The organism is Oxobacter pfennigii (assembly GCF_001317355.1).
GTDB classification, from domain to species: domain Bacteria; phylum Bacillota; class Clostridia; order Clostridiales; family Oxobacteraceae; genus Oxobacter; species Oxobacter pfennigii.
In genome coordinates this window covers 98,781-112,939 of record NZ_LKET01000068.1, presented here as the reverse complement: position 1 = coordinate 112,939, position 14,159 = coordinate 98,781, and the positions used below count along the sequence as shown (strand labels likewise).

Here is a 14,159-nt window from a genome sequence, read left to right as displayed (position 1 = left end):
TATGAATAACCAAAGCAAAGCTTTTACTATAAAAGATATGCCAAATCAGGAGAGGCCAAGGGAAAGAATGGCCAAATACGGTCCGGAAGCCTTATCAAATACAGAGCTTCTTGCCATAATATTGAGATCAGGAACAAAAAATGATTCTGCAATGAACCTTGCAAGCAAAATTTTAAAGAATGAACACGGGCTAAAGTTTCTATATGATTCAAGCTTTGAAGAACTGCAAAGCATAAAAGGAATAGGCATTGCAAAAGCATCTCAGATAAAAGCTTCACTTGAATTGGGGAGAAGATTCAAATCCTTTAAGGATATGGATCCTATATATATAAAAACTCCGGAAGACGCAGCTGACCTTGTTATGGAGGATATGCGCTATCTTAAAAAAGAGTTTTTGAAGATTATACTTTTAAATACCAAAAACATGGTCATAAATGTGAAGAGCATTTCCATCGGAAGCCTTAATTCGTCAATAGTTCATCCGAGGGAAATATTTGTGGAAGCCATAAAAGCTTCCTCTGCTTCAGTTATAATATGCCATAATCATCCTTCAGGCGATCCATCCCCCAGCCAGGAGGACATAAACATTACAAGAAGAGTATTCGAGGCTGGTAAAATAATCGGCATCGAATTAGTTGACCATATAATAATAGGCGACGGAAAATATATTAGTCTTAAGGAAAAAAATATTATATAGATACATAGGAAAGGGGACACATCATGTTTGGCTTTTCAAAGGACATGGGAATAGATTTAGGAACAGCAAATACTTTAATATATATAAAAGGGAAGGGAATAGTCATTAGGGAGCCTTCCGTTGTTGCAATTAAAAACGATACTACAAGACAGCCCTTGGCTGTTGGAAATGAAGCAAAGCAAATGATAGGAAGAACTCCGGGAAACATCATTGCAATTCGACCGCTTAAGGACGGTGTTATTGCAGATTTTGATGTGACCCAGACCATGCTTAAATACTTTATTAAAAAGGTGCTTAATAAAGGTACCTTCGTAAGGCCGAGAATAGTTGTATGCTATCCTTCAGGAGTTACACAGGTGGAGAAAAATGCCATAGAACAGGCGACAAGGCAGGCGGGTGCCAAGGAAGTACATCTTCTTCCCGAACCCATGGCTGCTGCAATTGGAGCCGGCCTTCCTGTGGATGAACCTACAGGAAGCATGGTCGTTGATATCGGCGGAGGAACAACGGATGTTGCCGTTATTTCATTAGGCGGAATTGTAACCAGCAAGTCATTGCGTATTGCAGGAGATGAGTTTGATCAGGCCATCGTATCATATGTTAAGCGTGAGTACAGCATCATGATAGGCGAGAGGACTGCAGAGCAGATAAAAATTGAAATAGGTTCAGCTTTCCCTCTGGATTCTGAGAAGACAATGGATATAAGAGGAAGAGATTTGGTTACAGGCCTTCCAAAGACACTAACCATAACATCTTCAGAAATTCGCACAGCCTTAAGCGAGCCGGTTAACGCCATAATCGATGCAATTAAATCGACCTTGGAGAAAACACCTCCCGAGCTTGCAGCCGATATAATGGATAAAGGCATAATGCTGACAGGCGGGGGAGCACTTTTACAAGGCTTTGACAAGCTTATAATGGAAGAGACAGATATGCCGGTGAACATTGCTGAAGATCCCTTGGATTGTGTGGCAATCGGTGCAGGAAAGGCATTGGATAACATAGATAAATTAGGTTCCATGAGTTCTTTGACCCTTTCAAAGAAATATAGATAGGAAGTGGTATACTCATGCGCCGTATTTTGCAGAACAAGTTACTTGTCGTTGTAATTATGTTAAGCGTGGTTTTTATAGTCTTTATAGGAATGACAGCCTCAAGAAGAGACAGGGTAAGTATTTTTGAAGGGGTTGTAGGCAACGTGCTAAACCCGGTGCAGAAATATTTATATAAAGGCGGACAGAGTATAAGCAATATGTTCAGCTTTATCACCAACATTTCAAACATAAAAGAGGAAAATGACAGGCTCGAGGCTGAAAATCTTGAGCTTGAAAATAAAGTGGTTGATTATGAAACGGTAAAGGCTGAAAATGAGAGGCTTCGGGGCATGCTGGATTTCAAAAGTAATTTTGCCCAGTATACATATTTAGGAGCCAATGTAACAGGAAAAGGCACGGGAAACTGGTACGATGTCTTTATAATCGATAAAGGCGCCAATCAGGGGGTTAAAAAGTATTATCCTGTTGTAACCAGCCAGGGACTTGTTGGACAAGTCATGGAAGTAGGCCCTAACTGGTCTAAGGTTTTATCTATTATAGATGAGAAAAGCAGGGTAAGCGGTGCATTGAGCAGAACACAGGACCAGGGGATGATCCAGGGAATTGCCGGCTTTAACGGTGAAAAAAACTGCAGGATGATGTATCTGCCGGCAGACTCCACTGTTGCCGTAGGTGATTATGTGGTCACCTCGGGTATAAGCAAGTATTTTCCTAAAAATATAAAGATTGGTGAAGTAATCGAAGTGGCTGATGACGCAACACAATTTGTTAAATCAGCTGTTGTCAGGCCGTATGTTGATTTTACAAAGCTGGAAGAGGTTTTTGTAATAACTAATGCAATAAGTGAGGATGATTATCCGGTAGAAGAGGAGAATTGATGTGAAAAAATTTGCTATACCGCTTTTACTTTTGATTTTAACAGCGCTTCAAAACAGCCTCTTTGAATATATAAAAGTGTTCGGAGTCAAGCCGAATATAGTTTTGGTTTTCGTTATATGCATTACTTTGATAAAAGGTAATCCCCTGGGGACAATAGTAGGTATTGGGGGAGGTATTCTGGAAGATATTTTCTTTCAGGGTGCCTTTGGTATAAATTCCATATCCTGTATGCTTGCTGCTTTTATTATTGGAAGCGTAGAGGGGAAAATATACAAAGATAATGTCATTGTCCCGGGGTTTTTTGTTTTTGCCGGAACGGTAATAAAAGAGATGATTGTATATCTGTTTTTATATCTCATCAGGACAGAGCTTGATATAATGACAGCTCTTACCAGCAAAATAATTCCCGAGGCAATATACAATACAATTCTGGCATTTCTCTTTTACAGATATATTGTGAAATTCGTAAACAAGATTTTTGCTGAACAAGCCTGGAAATATTAGTTTAAAAGGTGGTCATATGGAGAATAAAAAAGTATTTACAAGATATACTTTTGTAACTATTGCTCTTGTTATAGCCTTTGCAGCCATATTGCTTAGACTGGCGGACATACAGATAGTTCAGGGTGATGATTACAGAAGGCTCGCCCAGGATAAAAGTATAAGAACGGTGGATGATGATGCTCCCAGAGGCAAAATAACTGACAGGAACGGCTTTGAGCTTGCAACAAACAATCAGAGCTATACCATATTTATGATGAAGCCTCAGGATCAGAAGGAAGAGGAAAAACTTATGCTTGTTATCGAGAGGCTTGTTGACATTTTAAATAAAAACAATGAAAAGATAACCGACGACTTTAATATAGCAATTGAACCCTTAGATGGGGGAGAATATAATTTCAAGTTTTATTTTCCCAACAACTATGAGGATGAAGTTAAAAAACAGGAATACATAGATAAGCAATCAGCAAGATGGAAAAAAGACAACGGGATTCCCGACAGCTATGATGCAAAACAGTCCTTTGAATATTTGGTTGAAAAGTATAGTATACTGCCCGTTGAAGAGGAGCATAAGAACATACCCTTTATAAGGCAGATGATGGTTATCCGCCAGATGATTAAAGACAAGGGCTATATGGCATATAAGCCTGTTGAAATTGCGTATGTAAATAGGGATACTGCCTTTGAAATAATGGAAAAAGGCCTTTATCTTCCCGGCGTGGACTATAAATTAAAACCGGTGAGGACTTATCCCTCTGGAGAGCTAGCTTCTCTGGTTTTAGGAAGCTTAAGAAAAATTCCGGCTGAAAAAGCTCAGGAATATAAGGATAAACAATATGACGTAAGTGTGGATTTAATAGGAAGGGACGGAATTGAAGCCTATGCAGAGGATGATTTGAGGGGTGAAAAGGGCGGAAGAACCGTCAAAGTTGATGCTTATGGAAGGATAGTTGAGGAATTGGGTAAAAGGGACCCAATCCCCGGAAACAATATTGTCTTGACCCTTGATAAAAACCTTCAGGCCGTTGCAGAAAATGCCCTTGATGATATAATGCAAAAGCTCAGAAACGGCGAACTGGGGAAGAAGGCGTATCCTTATGCCACCAGAGGGGCAGCTGTAGTTATAGATGTTAAAACAGGAGAAGTACTGGCTATGGCAAGCAGGCCGGGAGGATATAACCCAAACATAATGGCGGTTACCGGAAGCTTTAACGAGGAAGTAAGAAAGATACTAATACCTCAGAATAGCGAGCATCCCGGAGTAGACCCTGAGAGAATAATAAAGCCAATGTTCAATTACGCCACCATGGGAGCAGTGCCTCCGGGTTCCACCTTTAAAATGGTTTCTGCCATAGCAGGATTGGAGACAGGTGAGATAACGCCGTCAACCATAATTAACGATACAGGCCAGTACAGGGTGGTACCTGGTTTTTACGGAAACTGCTGGATATGGAACTACTACCAGTTAGGAGGCCATGGACGTTTAAATGTTACCGATGCCCTTAAGGTTTCCTGCAATTACTTTTTCTTTGAAGTAGGAAGAAGGATAGGCCTTGATAATTTATCAAAATATGCAAAATCCTTTGGACTGGCCAGCGAACCCAGCGGTATAGAAATTTATGAATCCCCGGGAGACGTGGCAAACAAGGAAGCTGTGAGAAAGAGAGCTGAAGCCTATTCATATTTTATAGTATTGAAGGAAATAAGCGAGCCCAATTATGATCCCAAGCTTGGCACCTTCACTCCGACGGATGAGCAAAAAGAATTGATAAAATACATGATTGAAAATAATGACAGAGACAGCGCAAAGCTAAAGGATGCAGGAATTACAAGCTATAAAATGAGAAGCAGAATACTTCAGGCAGTAAGGGATACCTACAATGAGTATTCGAGGGCCGGTTTGGTATTGAATGCCTCCATTGGCCAGGGTGAAAACAGATTTACACCCCTGCAGATTGCAAGTTATATTGCAACAATTGCAAACGGCGGAACAAGATACAGGCCCCACCTTATAAAGGAAATTACAAAGGCTGACGGTACAATAGTAAAAGAAATACAGCCCGAAGTATTATCAAAAATAGAATTTAAGCCGGATACTCTATCGACTATAATAGCCGGTATGGACGCCGTAACCGGTGAAGGCGGTACCGCAGGAGCTATATTTCGTAACTTCCCAGTAAAAACCGCAGGTAAGACAGGTACGGCACAGGCTTCAGGCAGCAGGGATGATTATGCATGGTTCGCAGGCTTTGCTCCCGCAGAAAACCCTGAAATTGCAGTAGCTGTTGTAATTTACGAAAGCGGCGGATACGGCGCTTCCAACGTTGCAAAGGCAATATACGAAGAATACTTCAAATTAAACGCAGCACAGCCGGTAACAAATGAAATACAGACAGCACCGGATAATACACTGCCGGCAGTTAATGTAACCAATTAATTTTTAAACAGCCTTATAAACTACGTGTTTTATAGGGCTGTTTTTATGGTTAAGTTCATCTAGTTTTTAATTAATTATATAAAACCCTATTTTAAGGAGATAAACAAAATTTACAACTTCATGCAGGAATTATAACTTTTGTGAAGAAATTTATTTAGTAGATGCAGCAGTGGAGGTATGCTAATGGAGAACGAGAACGTAGTATTTAAAGGGACAAAGGACGGTGTAATTGTCAAAGTAAAGGGACAATGTGATTTAAATTCTATCGTTAAAGCCATAGGAGTAAAACTTGATAATTCCAAGGATTTTTTCAGAAGCGGGAATATATTTTTGGATATGGATGGTTTTTATGCAGACGAAATAGAAGAAATAGAAATCAAGAAGCGGATTTACGAAAGCTACGGAGTAAAAGTCAAAGAAATTGAAAGAAGCAAGCCAAGGGTTTTTGACGGCATCAATGAAGGAAATACAAAGTTCATCGTAAATACAATACGTTCGGGTCAAAACATTGAGTCTTCCGAGAATATCGTGATTATAGGTGACGTTAATGCCGGTGCCCATATTAAGGCAGCTGGAAATATTATAATCCTTGGTACTTTAAGGGGAGTAGTCCATGCTGGAGCCACCGGAAATGAAAAGGCCATAATTGCTGCATTTTCTTTGCAACCCGTTCAGTTAAGAATAGCGGACTTAATATCAAGGCACCCCGATGGCGAGGTTATTAAACCAAAATGTCCTGAACTGGCATGCGTCAGGGACAGTATGATAATAATCGAACCATATGTTGCCGGTAAATTTATATAGGTACATTAAGATTTTGGAGGGATTTTTATGGGTTTAGCATATGTAGTAACATCCGGAAAAGGCGGGGTAGGCAAAACAACAACCACAGCAAATTTAGGTACAGCTCTTGCAAATATGGGCAAGAAGGTGGTAGTGGTGGATGCCGATACCGGCCTGAGAAACCTTGACGTTGTTATGGGGCTTGAAAACAGGGTGGTATATGACCTTGTGGATGTAGTGGAAGGGCTGTGCAGAGTCAAGCAAGCCTTGATAAGGGACAAGAGGTTTGAAGGTTTGTATCTTCTTCCTACAGCTCAGACAAAGGATAAAACAGCAGTCAAGCCTGACCAGATGAGAAAAATAGTAAAAGAACTTAAGGAAGAATTTGAATTTGTTTTGATTGATTGCCCTGCGGGAATTGAGCGGGGATTTGAAAATGCCATAGCGGGAGCCGACAAAGCAATTGTAGTAACGGTACCCGAGGTTTCTGCCGTAAGAGATGCGGACAGAATCATAGGCCTTTTGGTTTCAAAGGGAATGGAAGCAAAAGAAATCAGGCTTATTATAAACAGGCTTAAGATTGATATGACAAAGCGGGGAGACATGTTAAACATCGAGGATATGGTTGACATACTTGCCATTGAAATGTTAGGTGTAATTCCCGATGATGAAAAGATTATAGTGTCAACAAACAGGGGAGAGCCTGTCGTAACTTATGATAACGCCCCTTCAGGATTGGCATATAGAAACATTGCAAGGAGAATATTAGGAGAAGAGGTTCCTTTTATGAACCTTGAACAGAACAGGAACGTTTTCAAAGGATTTATAAAAAAGATTTTGAATCTTTAATAGGAGGATGATAATGTGGATGTACTAAAAGTTTTTAATAAAGTTGCCAACGCCAGCAAGGATGTTGCAAAAGAAAGATTAAAGCTAATTTTAATACATGACAGATCGAATATACCTCCTCAATTCATCAATATGATAAAGGGAGATCTTATAAAGGTAATATCCGATTATGTTGAAATAGAAGAAGAAAACATAGAAATAACATTGAGCAACGGAGAGGGAAGGAATGAAAATATTTCAGCCCTGACAGCCAACATACCCATAAAAAAAGTGCGAAGCATAGGAAAATAACTTCTGAATTTATAAGGCATTCTATTATATAGGACGCATTAGACAGTTTAATCATGACTTATGAAAATTTGCGTTTTATATAAGAAAATGCCTTTTATTCTGCAGTTCAAGGCTTCAATACTTAATTTTCCACTTCTTAAGTTATAGAAGGGAACACTATTATATGCTATAATTCATATGAATTGTTAAAAGAGGTGTTTTCTGTGCTTATCAATAAGAAAATATTGAGGAATTTTGATTTCGGATTGGTTATAAATATATTACTAATATGTATAATAGGAATTGTTACAATTGCTTCTGCCACTCAGGCCTTCAGTGGAGGCACCAACAGGTATTTCATACAGCAGATTGTATGGGTATTGTTTGGACTTTGTTTGCTGGTTGTAACAACTGCAATAGATTACAATACCTATAGGATGTATCATAAAGTAATATACTTCGGTAATGTTATTATGCTTTTATTAGTTGTATTAGTCGGCAAGGTCACCAACGGTGCCACCAGCTGGTTTGGCATAGGATCCTTTGGTATACAGCCTTCGGAATTTATGAAAATTTCCATGATTATTATGCTGGCAAAAAAAATTGAAGAATTCGAAGATGGAATAAACAACCCCGGAAACCTGTTTAAGCTGTTTTTGTACGCAGCGCTCCCCCTGGGGCTTATTATGCTTCAGCCGGATTTGGGTACTGCTATGGTTCTGGTTTTTATAGTAATAGGCATGCTTTTCATGGCAGGGCTGAATTTGAAGATATTTTTTACAGGGCTGTGTGCGGCGGCAGTATCCGTTCTAGCCGTTTGGTTTTCTCCTGTGCCTATTCTAAAGCCTTATCAGAAGGACAGGCTTTTAGTGTTTTTAAATCCCGAAAACGACCAGTTAGGCTCGGGATATCAAATAGTACAGTCAAAAATAGCCATAGGCTCAGGGCAGTTATTCGGCATGGGCTTTGGAAATGGAATACAAAACGAGGGAGGTTTTTTACCCGAATCCCATACAGACTTTATTTTCTCAGTATTAGGTGAAGAATTCGGATTCATTGGGGCCTTAATCTTAGTGGCATTATATGCTTATCTTATATTCACCTGCTTCAGCAAAGCTAAAATTGCCAAGGATAAATTCGCCCAGATGATTGCCGTAGGCATATCTTCTATGTTTTTGTTCCAGATGTTTCAAAACGTCGGTATGACCATAGGGCTTATGCCCATAACAGGTATAACTTTACCCTTTGTGAGCTATGGCGGAAGCTCCATGTGGACCAGTATGATTTCAATAGGGCTTATTTTAAATATAGGTATGCGAAGGCATAAAATTAACTTTTAGAAATACCATGGGTATAGGAGGCTAAAATTATGAATCTCAAAAAGCCTTCATTATGGATTCTTACAACAGTCGTTATAGTCTTTGTCGTCATAGCCGTATTTTTTATGACAGTACTAATGAAAAAACTGGAACTGCCTGATTCATCAGATGTTATTTCTATGAAGCTGGAGCAGTTTAATGATGGTGAAACCATCGGGGGAACTGTTATAACAGATAAAGAGGATATTGAAACTGTTTTAGCTGCATTCTCAGGTGCAAAAAAGACAATGAGGTATTCTGTTAATGATTATCCAACGGTAAATGATTATCTTATTATAAGGTTTAACTTAAAGGGAACGTCAAGAACCTTGTGCCTGTATAATGAGTGGAATGATTACCTCATTGAAGAACCTTATATCGGAATATATAAATATAAGGGAGATAAGGAAAAAGTTGAAAGTATATATGGGGTGTATACCCGCAATATTGCAGTTGGAAATTTATCAGTCAATTATGATGGAATAATAGCAGTTTCAGGCAATAAACAGGTACCTGTGATTGTATACCAAAGCCCACTGGATGTTTCGCTTTCGGATATCAAGGATACAATTTATTATCTTGGAATTGATACGGGTACCCAGTTCATACCTTTCAGGGTCTTTACAGACGGCCGCGAGCAATTCGGAAGTTATCGCCTATACGATGCCGAAACACTCGAAAGCATCGACTTTCCAGTTACTTCAGGACTGGCTCCTCAAGCATACATATTATCAAAAGCACAAAGTGATCATGCATATATAGTCACACTTGCAATAGGTGAGTGGAACGAGGAGGGCACAGAGGTCATCGGAGACACATTGGTATTTGGTATAAAATTGCTTTAGGAGGTGTTAATTATGAATTCAAGAATAAAATCTGCCATACTGTATGCTGTCTTGGCGGCTGTATGCTATGGGGTGAGTTCTCCTATATCAAAGATATTGTTGGCTGAAATTCCGCCTGCATTTATGGCATCTTTACTATATTTAGGCGCAGGTTTTGGTATATCTGTTATTATTGTTTCGAGAAGTATAAAGCACAAAGAGCAAAATGAGGCCAAGATGACCAAAAAGGAACTGCCCTATATCCTTGGGATGATTACATTGGATATTGCAGCTCCGATTTTGCTTATGTTAGGGCTTACCATGACAACCCCTGCAAACGCATCCCTTTTAAATAATTTTGAAATTGTATCAACGTCCCTGATTGCCTTGCTCGTGTTTAAAGAAGCCATAGGCAAGCGAATGTGGATTGCAATTTCGCTGATTACCATATCCAGCATTATTCTTTCTTTTGAGGATATCAGCAGCTTCTCTTTTTCATTGGGGTCTATTTTTGTGGTTGCTGCCTGCCTGTGCTGGGGTCTTGAAAACAACTGCACGAGGACGCTTTCTTTAAAGGACCCGCTTCAAATTGTTATGGTAAAAGGCTTAGGTTCCGGCTCGGGAGCCCTTATTATCGCTTTAATTACAAGGGAGTTATCCCTAAATATTTTTTATATTGTTTTAGCCCTTGCCCTTGGATTTTTTGCATATGGCTTAAGTATTTATTTTTATATCCTTGCACAAAGGGAGCTTGGCGCGGCACGTACCAGCGCATATTATGCAATTGCCCCGTTTATCGGAGTAGGTCTGTCCTTGGTTGTATATAACCAGCCAATAACTATCTCCTTTGCTGCGGCTTTTGCCATCATGATTTTAGGTTCATATTTTGCCGCAGTGGAACACCATGTTCACCAGCATACTCATGAAGTTGCAGAACATGAACACAGGCACAGCCACACGGACGGCCATCATAATCACACGCATGATTTTTCTGTAAAAGAGCACAGCCATGCTCACAGGCATGAAGCTTTCACTCATGCCCACTCCCATACTCCGGATACACACCATGCACATGTGCATTAAGCATAAAAATTACTTCGAAATTATTATATCATATATATATTTTCAAGGCCTTTAAATTGCCCTTTATTTCATAAAAACCCAAACTTGCCGGGATAAGTACTGTATCACCGGCATTTATTTCTATATAACCATCAAAGTAATTGATAATTCCCCTGCCACTTAAGGACATGTATATATAAAATTTGGAACCGTCGGTCGTATTAGAATAGCTTTTCTTTATATCCATCTCTTCAACGGAAAAGTAGGGGCTGTTAACCAGGGTTTTCATGCAATAGGAACTGCATTCATAAGAAGATAGAACATTTAAATCTTCATTTTCAGAAAAACATATGACATCTAAGGCTCTTTCTATATGAAGCTCTCTTAATTGTCCGTTTTTATCCACCCTGTTCCAGTCATACAGCCTGTATGTCGTATTGCTGTTTTGCTGGATTTCAGCAATGAGTATACCTTCCAGTATGGCATGAACCATACCTGCCGGTATATAAAATATATCCCCGGGTTTTACAGCCACTTCATTTAATATAGGCTCAACATTTCTTTTTTCCAGAGCATTTTTTAAATCTTCTTTTTTGACATTTTTTTTAAGCCCGTAAATAAGCCTGGCACCAGGTTTGGCATCGATGACGTACCACATCTCCGTCTTACCGCTGCCTTCATTATTCATCCTGGCATATTTATCATCGGGATGAACCTGAACGGATAATTTGTCATTGGCATCAATAAGTTTGATAAGAAGGGGAAAGGTATTTTTATGATTTTCAAATATGTCTGTACCTAAAAGCTTGTCTTCGTATTGGTTTATTAAAAAGTCAAGGCCTTGGTTTTGATGCTTTCCGTTTTCTATAATGCTCATACCCTCATCATGGCAGCATACTTCCCAGCTCTCGCCTATACTGCCCTCAGGCAGGCAGCGCTTATAATGCTTTTCTATGTTTCTTCCGCCCCATAGTATGTTCTTATAAACCGGTTTGAATTTAAGTGGATAAAGCATAATAACCTCCAAATAATCGGCAGCATATCTAAATTAATATCATTATAGTTTAAAAATGAAAATTTGTATAATTTATATAAAGATAAATAAAGCAATAAGGCCCAAATTAGCCTTATTGCTTCCATTTCATATAGTATTTTTCAATGTAGGATACGATTATATACATCATATAAGCGGCTATAGACAGGATAATAATACTCATCATGACCATATCCAATTGTGCTACCTGGCCGCCGTATACTATTAAAAATCCGAGCCCTTCCCTTGCTACCAGAAATTCTCCTACTATAACGCCTACCCAGGATAATCCTACATTAATCTTTAGCGTGGAGATTATATTCGGAACACTAGAGGGCAAAATAACTTTATGGAGTATCTGAAGTTTTGTGGCACCAAAAACATACAAAAGCTTTTTTTTATCTTCGTCGACTTCCTGAAAGCCAATGAGTACGCTCATTATTGTAACAACTACCGAGACAAAAATGGCAGTAGTTATAATGGCAGGCTGACCATTGCCAATCCAGAAAATCAATACGGGTATTAAAGCTGTTTTAGGTAAGCTGTTTAAGACAACTAAATAGGGGTCCAATACCTTGCAAATGAATTCTGACCACCATAATATTATGGCGATTGCGGTTCCAAGCAGGGTTCCCGCCACAAAGCCAACGACAGTTTCCATACAAGTCACCCAGATATGGTGAAAAAGGGTCCCTTCATTATAAAGCTTAAAAAGGACTTTCACCATACGCGTAGGCTGGCTTATTAAAAATGGGTCAATCCATTTCATAAGACCTGCAATTTCCCATAGTACTAAGAAAAATATGAGGAGCAGCACTCTTGTAACTGTAATCAGAGTATTTCTGTTATGGATTTTCTTCAAGTAATTCCTGTGTTCTGTTGATATATTATCTTTAGAAGTTAAACCTGAGTATTTATTTAACATGGACATCAAGCTCCTTCCATATGTCGTTGAAATAGTGCCTGAATTCAGGAGCTTCACGGCATTTTATAGGAGTTCTTACTTCACATGTAAGGTTTATGTCGTATATATTTTTTATACTTGCAGGACGCATGGATAATACCACAACTCGGTCTGCCATGGATATCGCTTCTGATAAATCCTGTTTATAGAACCAAAAAATGAGGCATAATGTTAATAATTACCATTGGAATATCAGAATAAGTTTTATATAATAAATTATATGTTCAGCTGAGTCCGGTGGTACCGGAGCGGGGGAGAAACTTAATTGGGGTGTATCTTATTAAAGAGGGCTACTCTATGGCCTAACCCGACAACTAACCTCGTAAGCGGGATAGAGGAGGTTACATATGGACAAAAGAAAAAAGTATGCTATATTGATAGCATGCTTGGCGGTAACGATTATTTCCGTTGTTGTGATACTGTTATCTCAGAATACACAGGATGTTACATCACAACAAAAGATGGAAGTAACTCAGACCGTTGACGATACACAGGTTTTAGCTGCCGCTGATTCTTCACAGGTCAATGAGGAACAAACTAATGAGACTGCACTGGAGAGTACCGAAGAAACAGATGAAGCTGCAGAGAACAGCGAAGAGCCAAAGAAGCCTGAGATTTTAACCTACACTGTAAAATCAGGTGATACACTGGGTGCCATATCAAATGAATATGGCGTGACTGCAAATTCAATAGCAAGTTCCAGTAACATTTCTGTCAACTCAACTTTGAAAATCGGTCAGCAATTAAGGTTCCCGTCAATAAAGGGAATACTTTATAAGATCAAAAGCGGTGATACCCTTTCAAGTATTTCTAAGTTATATGACATAAAATTTGACGATATAGTAAAAACCAATGGTATGGAATCTGCTAATAAATTGAATATCGGTCAGGAGATAATATTGCCGGGCGTAGATCAGGTAAAAACCGTAGTTGTCGCATCAAAAACCGCTGCCGTTGCATCAAGAGGTTCATCAGTCTCCGCTGCAGCCAGCGCAGTTGCTTCAATAAGCATGTGGCCTGTAAGAGGCACGCTGACATCCTTGTTTGGCCCAAGATGGGGTACAACTCACAAAGGAATAGACATAGCAGCGCCCACTGGTACAAATGTAAGTGCGTTTTTAGACGGTAAGGTTGTACATAGCGGATGGGAAGGCGGATACGGTTATCTCGTTATAATTGATCACGGCAACGGACTTAGAAGCTATTATGGACACAACTCCAAATTGTTGGTTAGTGTAGGACAGCAGGTCAGCAAAGGAGATATAATAGCTAAAGTCGGAAGCACGGGAGATTCGACAGGCCCTCATTGCCATTTTGAAATCAGAAAAAATGGCACGGCTGTAAATCCTCTCAATTATTTGAAGTAACATAGGACGCATTTAAATTTGCGGAATCTATTAAAGCACTAATTTTTTAGTGCTTTTTTTATAGTAAAAGCTTTTGGATT

Annotated in this window: 14 protein-coding genes, 1 pseudogene and 1 riboswitch; of the genes and pseudogenes, 12 read left to right on the top strand and 3 right to left on the bottom strand. The window is 39.2% G+C overall.

Going from position 1 to position 14,159, the window contains the following annotated elements; all coding sequences use genetic code 11:
- Position 1: 1 nt before the first annotated feature.
- The 11 genes from radC (at position 2) to OXPF_RS19950 (ending at position 10,736) form a co-directional block, all read left to right on the top strand.
- Entirely contained in the window at positions 2 to 697 is a 696-nt protein-coding gene (gene radC / locus OXPF_RS20000) for a RadC family protein (RefSeq protein WP_054876980.1), read from the top strand.
- A 23-nt stretch (positions 698 to 720) separates the two neighbouring features.
- Positions 721 to 1,752 carry a rod shape-determining protein gene (locus OXPF_RS19995; RefSeq protein WP_054876979.1) on the top strand — a complete coding sequence of 344 codons (1,032 nt, stop codon included), beginning with the start codon at positions 721 to 723 and terminating at the stop codon, positions 1,750 to 1,752.
- Positions 1,753 to 1,778: 26 nt separating this feature from the next.
- Positions 1,779 to 2,630 (top strand): rod shape-determining protein MreC, encoded by an 852-nt coding sequence (gene mreC / locus OXPF_RS19990; RefSeq protein ID WP_160317278.1) that lies wholly within the window; start codon positions 1,779 to 1,781, stop codon positions 2,628 to 2,630.
- Between the two features lies 1 nt (position 2,631).
- Positions 2,632 to 3,135: a rod shape-determining protein MreD gene (mreD, locus tag OXPF_RS19985; protein WP_054876977.1), complete on the top strand. Its 504-nt coding sequence runs from the start codon at positions 2,632 to 2,634 to the stop codon at positions 3,133 to 3,135.
- A gap of 16 nt (positions 3,136 to 3,151) precedes the next feature.
- Positions 3,152 to 5,569 (top strand): penicillin-binding transpeptidase domain-containing protein, encoded by a 2,418-nt coding sequence (locus tag OXPF_RS19980; RefSeq protein ID WP_054876976.1) that lies wholly within the window; start codon positions 3,152 to 3,154, stop codon positions 5,567 to 5,569.
- Positions 5,570 to 5,752: 183 nt separating this feature from the next.
- Positions 5,753 to 6,373 carry a septum site-determining protein MinC gene (locus tag OXPF_RS19975; RefSeq protein ID WP_054876975.1) on the top strand — a complete coding sequence of 207 codons (621 nt, stop codon included), beginning with the start codon at positions 5,753 to 5,755 and terminating at the stop codon, positions 6,371 to 6,373.
- Positions 6,374 to 6,400: 27 nt separating this feature from the next.
- Positions 6,401 to 7,201, top strand: a complete 801-nt coding sequence (minD, locus tag OXPF_RS19970; protein WP_054876974.1) for a septum site-determining protein MinD — start codon at positions 6,401 to 6,403, stop codon at positions 7,199 to 7,201.
- A 15-nt stretch (positions 7,202 to 7,216) separates the two neighbouring features.
- Positions 7,217 to 7,492, top strand: coding sequence for a cell division topological specificity factor MinE (gene minE / locus OXPF_RS19965; RefSeq protein WP_054876973.1), 276 nt, complete (start codon positions 7,217 to 7,219; stop codon positions 7,490 to 7,492).
- Between the two features lie 224 nt (positions 7,493 to 7,716).
- Positions 7,717 to 8,811: a rod shape-determining protein RodA gene (rodA, locus tag OXPF_RS19960; RefSeq protein ID WP_201779748.1), complete on the top strand. Its 1,095-nt coding sequence runs from the start codon at positions 7,717 to 7,719 to the stop codon at positions 8,809 to 8,811.
- Between the two features lie 29 nt (positions 8,812 to 8,840).
- Positions 8,841 to 9,674, top strand: a complete 834-nt coding sequence (locus OXPF_RS19955; protein WP_054876971.1) for a DUF5301 domain-containing protein — start codon at positions 8,841 to 8,843, stop codon at positions 9,672 to 9,674.
- Positions 9,675 to 9,686: 12 nt separating this feature from the next.
- Positions 9,687 to 10,736, top strand: a complete 1,050-nt coding sequence (locus tag OXPF_RS19950; protein WP_054876970.1) for a DMT family transporter — start codon at positions 9,687 to 9,689, stop codon at positions 10,734 to 10,736.
- Between the two features lie 28 nt (positions 10,737 to 10,764).
- Here OXPF_RS19950 and OXPF_RS19945 read toward each other — a convergent pair whose 3' ends face one another.
- From OXPF_RS19945 to OXPF_RS21980, 3 genes and pseudogenes are all read right to left on the bottom strand, one after another.
- On the bottom strand, positions 10,765 to 11,730 hold the full coding sequence (locus tag OXPF_RS19945; protein WP_054876969.1) for a type I phosphomannose isomerase catalytic subunit: 966 nt from the start codon (positions 11,728 to 11,730) through the stop codon (positions 10,765 to 10,767).
- A gap of 112 nt (positions 11,731 to 11,842) precedes the next feature.
- Positions 11,843 to 12,673, bottom strand: a complete 831-nt coding sequence (locus OXPF_RS19940) for an ABC transporter permease (RefSeq protein WP_054876968.1) — start codon at positions 12,671 to 12,673, stop codon at positions 11,843 to 11,845.
- A pseudogene (locus tag OXPF_RS21980) lies at positions 12,663 to 12,851 on the bottom strand (spermidine/putrescine ABC transporter ATP-binding protein); the annotation flags it as partial. The pseudogene OXPF_RS21980 and the gene OXPF_RS19940, both read right to left, overlap by 11 nt.
- Before the next feature lie 77 nt (positions 12,852 to 12,928).
- Positions 12,929 to 13,056: riboswitch (cyclic di-AMP (ydaO/yuaA leader) on the top strand.
- Positions 13,057 to 13,059: 3 nt separating this feature from the next.
- Here OXPF_RS21980 and OXPF_RS19935 point away from each other — a divergent pair.
- The gene (locus OXPF_RS19935) at positions 13,060 to 14,079 is read left to right on the top strand and encodes a peptidoglycan DD-metalloendopeptidase family protein (RefSeq protein WP_054876967.1); all 1,020 of its coding nucleotides are present in this window, start codon (positions 13,060 to 13,062) and stop codon (positions 14,077 to 14,079) included.
- Positions 14,080 to 14,159 lie beyond the last annotated feature (80 nt).

Coding starts and splice junctions, on each gene's coding strand:
- OXPF_RS19945 (WP_054876969.1), bottom strand. CDS start 11,730: ATGCTTTATCCACTTAAATTCAAACCGGTTTATAAGAACATACTATGG.
- OXPF_RS19950 (WP_054876970.1), top strand. CDS start 9,687: ATGAATTCAAGAATAAAATCTGCCATACTGTATGCTGTCTTGGCGGCT.
- radC (WP_054876980.1), top strand. CDS start 2: ATGAATAACCAAAGCAAAGCTTTTACTATAAAAGATATGCCAAATCAG.
- minD (WP_054876974.1), top strand. CDS start 6,401: ATGGGTTTAGCATATGTAGTAACATCCGGAAAAGGCGGGGTAGGCAAA.
- OXPF_RS19980 (WP_054876976.1), top strand. CDS start 3,152: ATGGAGAATAAAAAAGTATTTACAAGATATACTTTTGTAACTATTGCT.
- OXPF_RS19940 (WP_054876968.1), bottom strand. CDS start 12,673: ATGTTAAATAAATACTCAGGTTTAACTTCTAAAGATAATATATCAACA.
- OXPF_RS19955 (WP_054876971.1), top strand. CDS start 8,841: ATGAATCTCAAAAAGCCTTCATTATGGATTCTTACAACAGTCGTTATA.
- OXPF_RS19995 (WP_054876979.1), top strand. CDS start 721: ATGTTTGGCTTTTCAAAGGACATGGGAATAGATTTAGGAACAGCAAAT.
- OXPF_RS19935 (WP_054876967.1), top strand. CDS start 13,060: ATGGACAAAAGAAAAAAGTATGCTATATTGATAGCATGCTTGGCGGTA.
- OXPF_RS19975 (WP_054876975.1), top strand. CDS start 5,753: ATGGAGAACGAGAACGTAGTATTTAAAGGGACAAAGGACGGTGTAATT.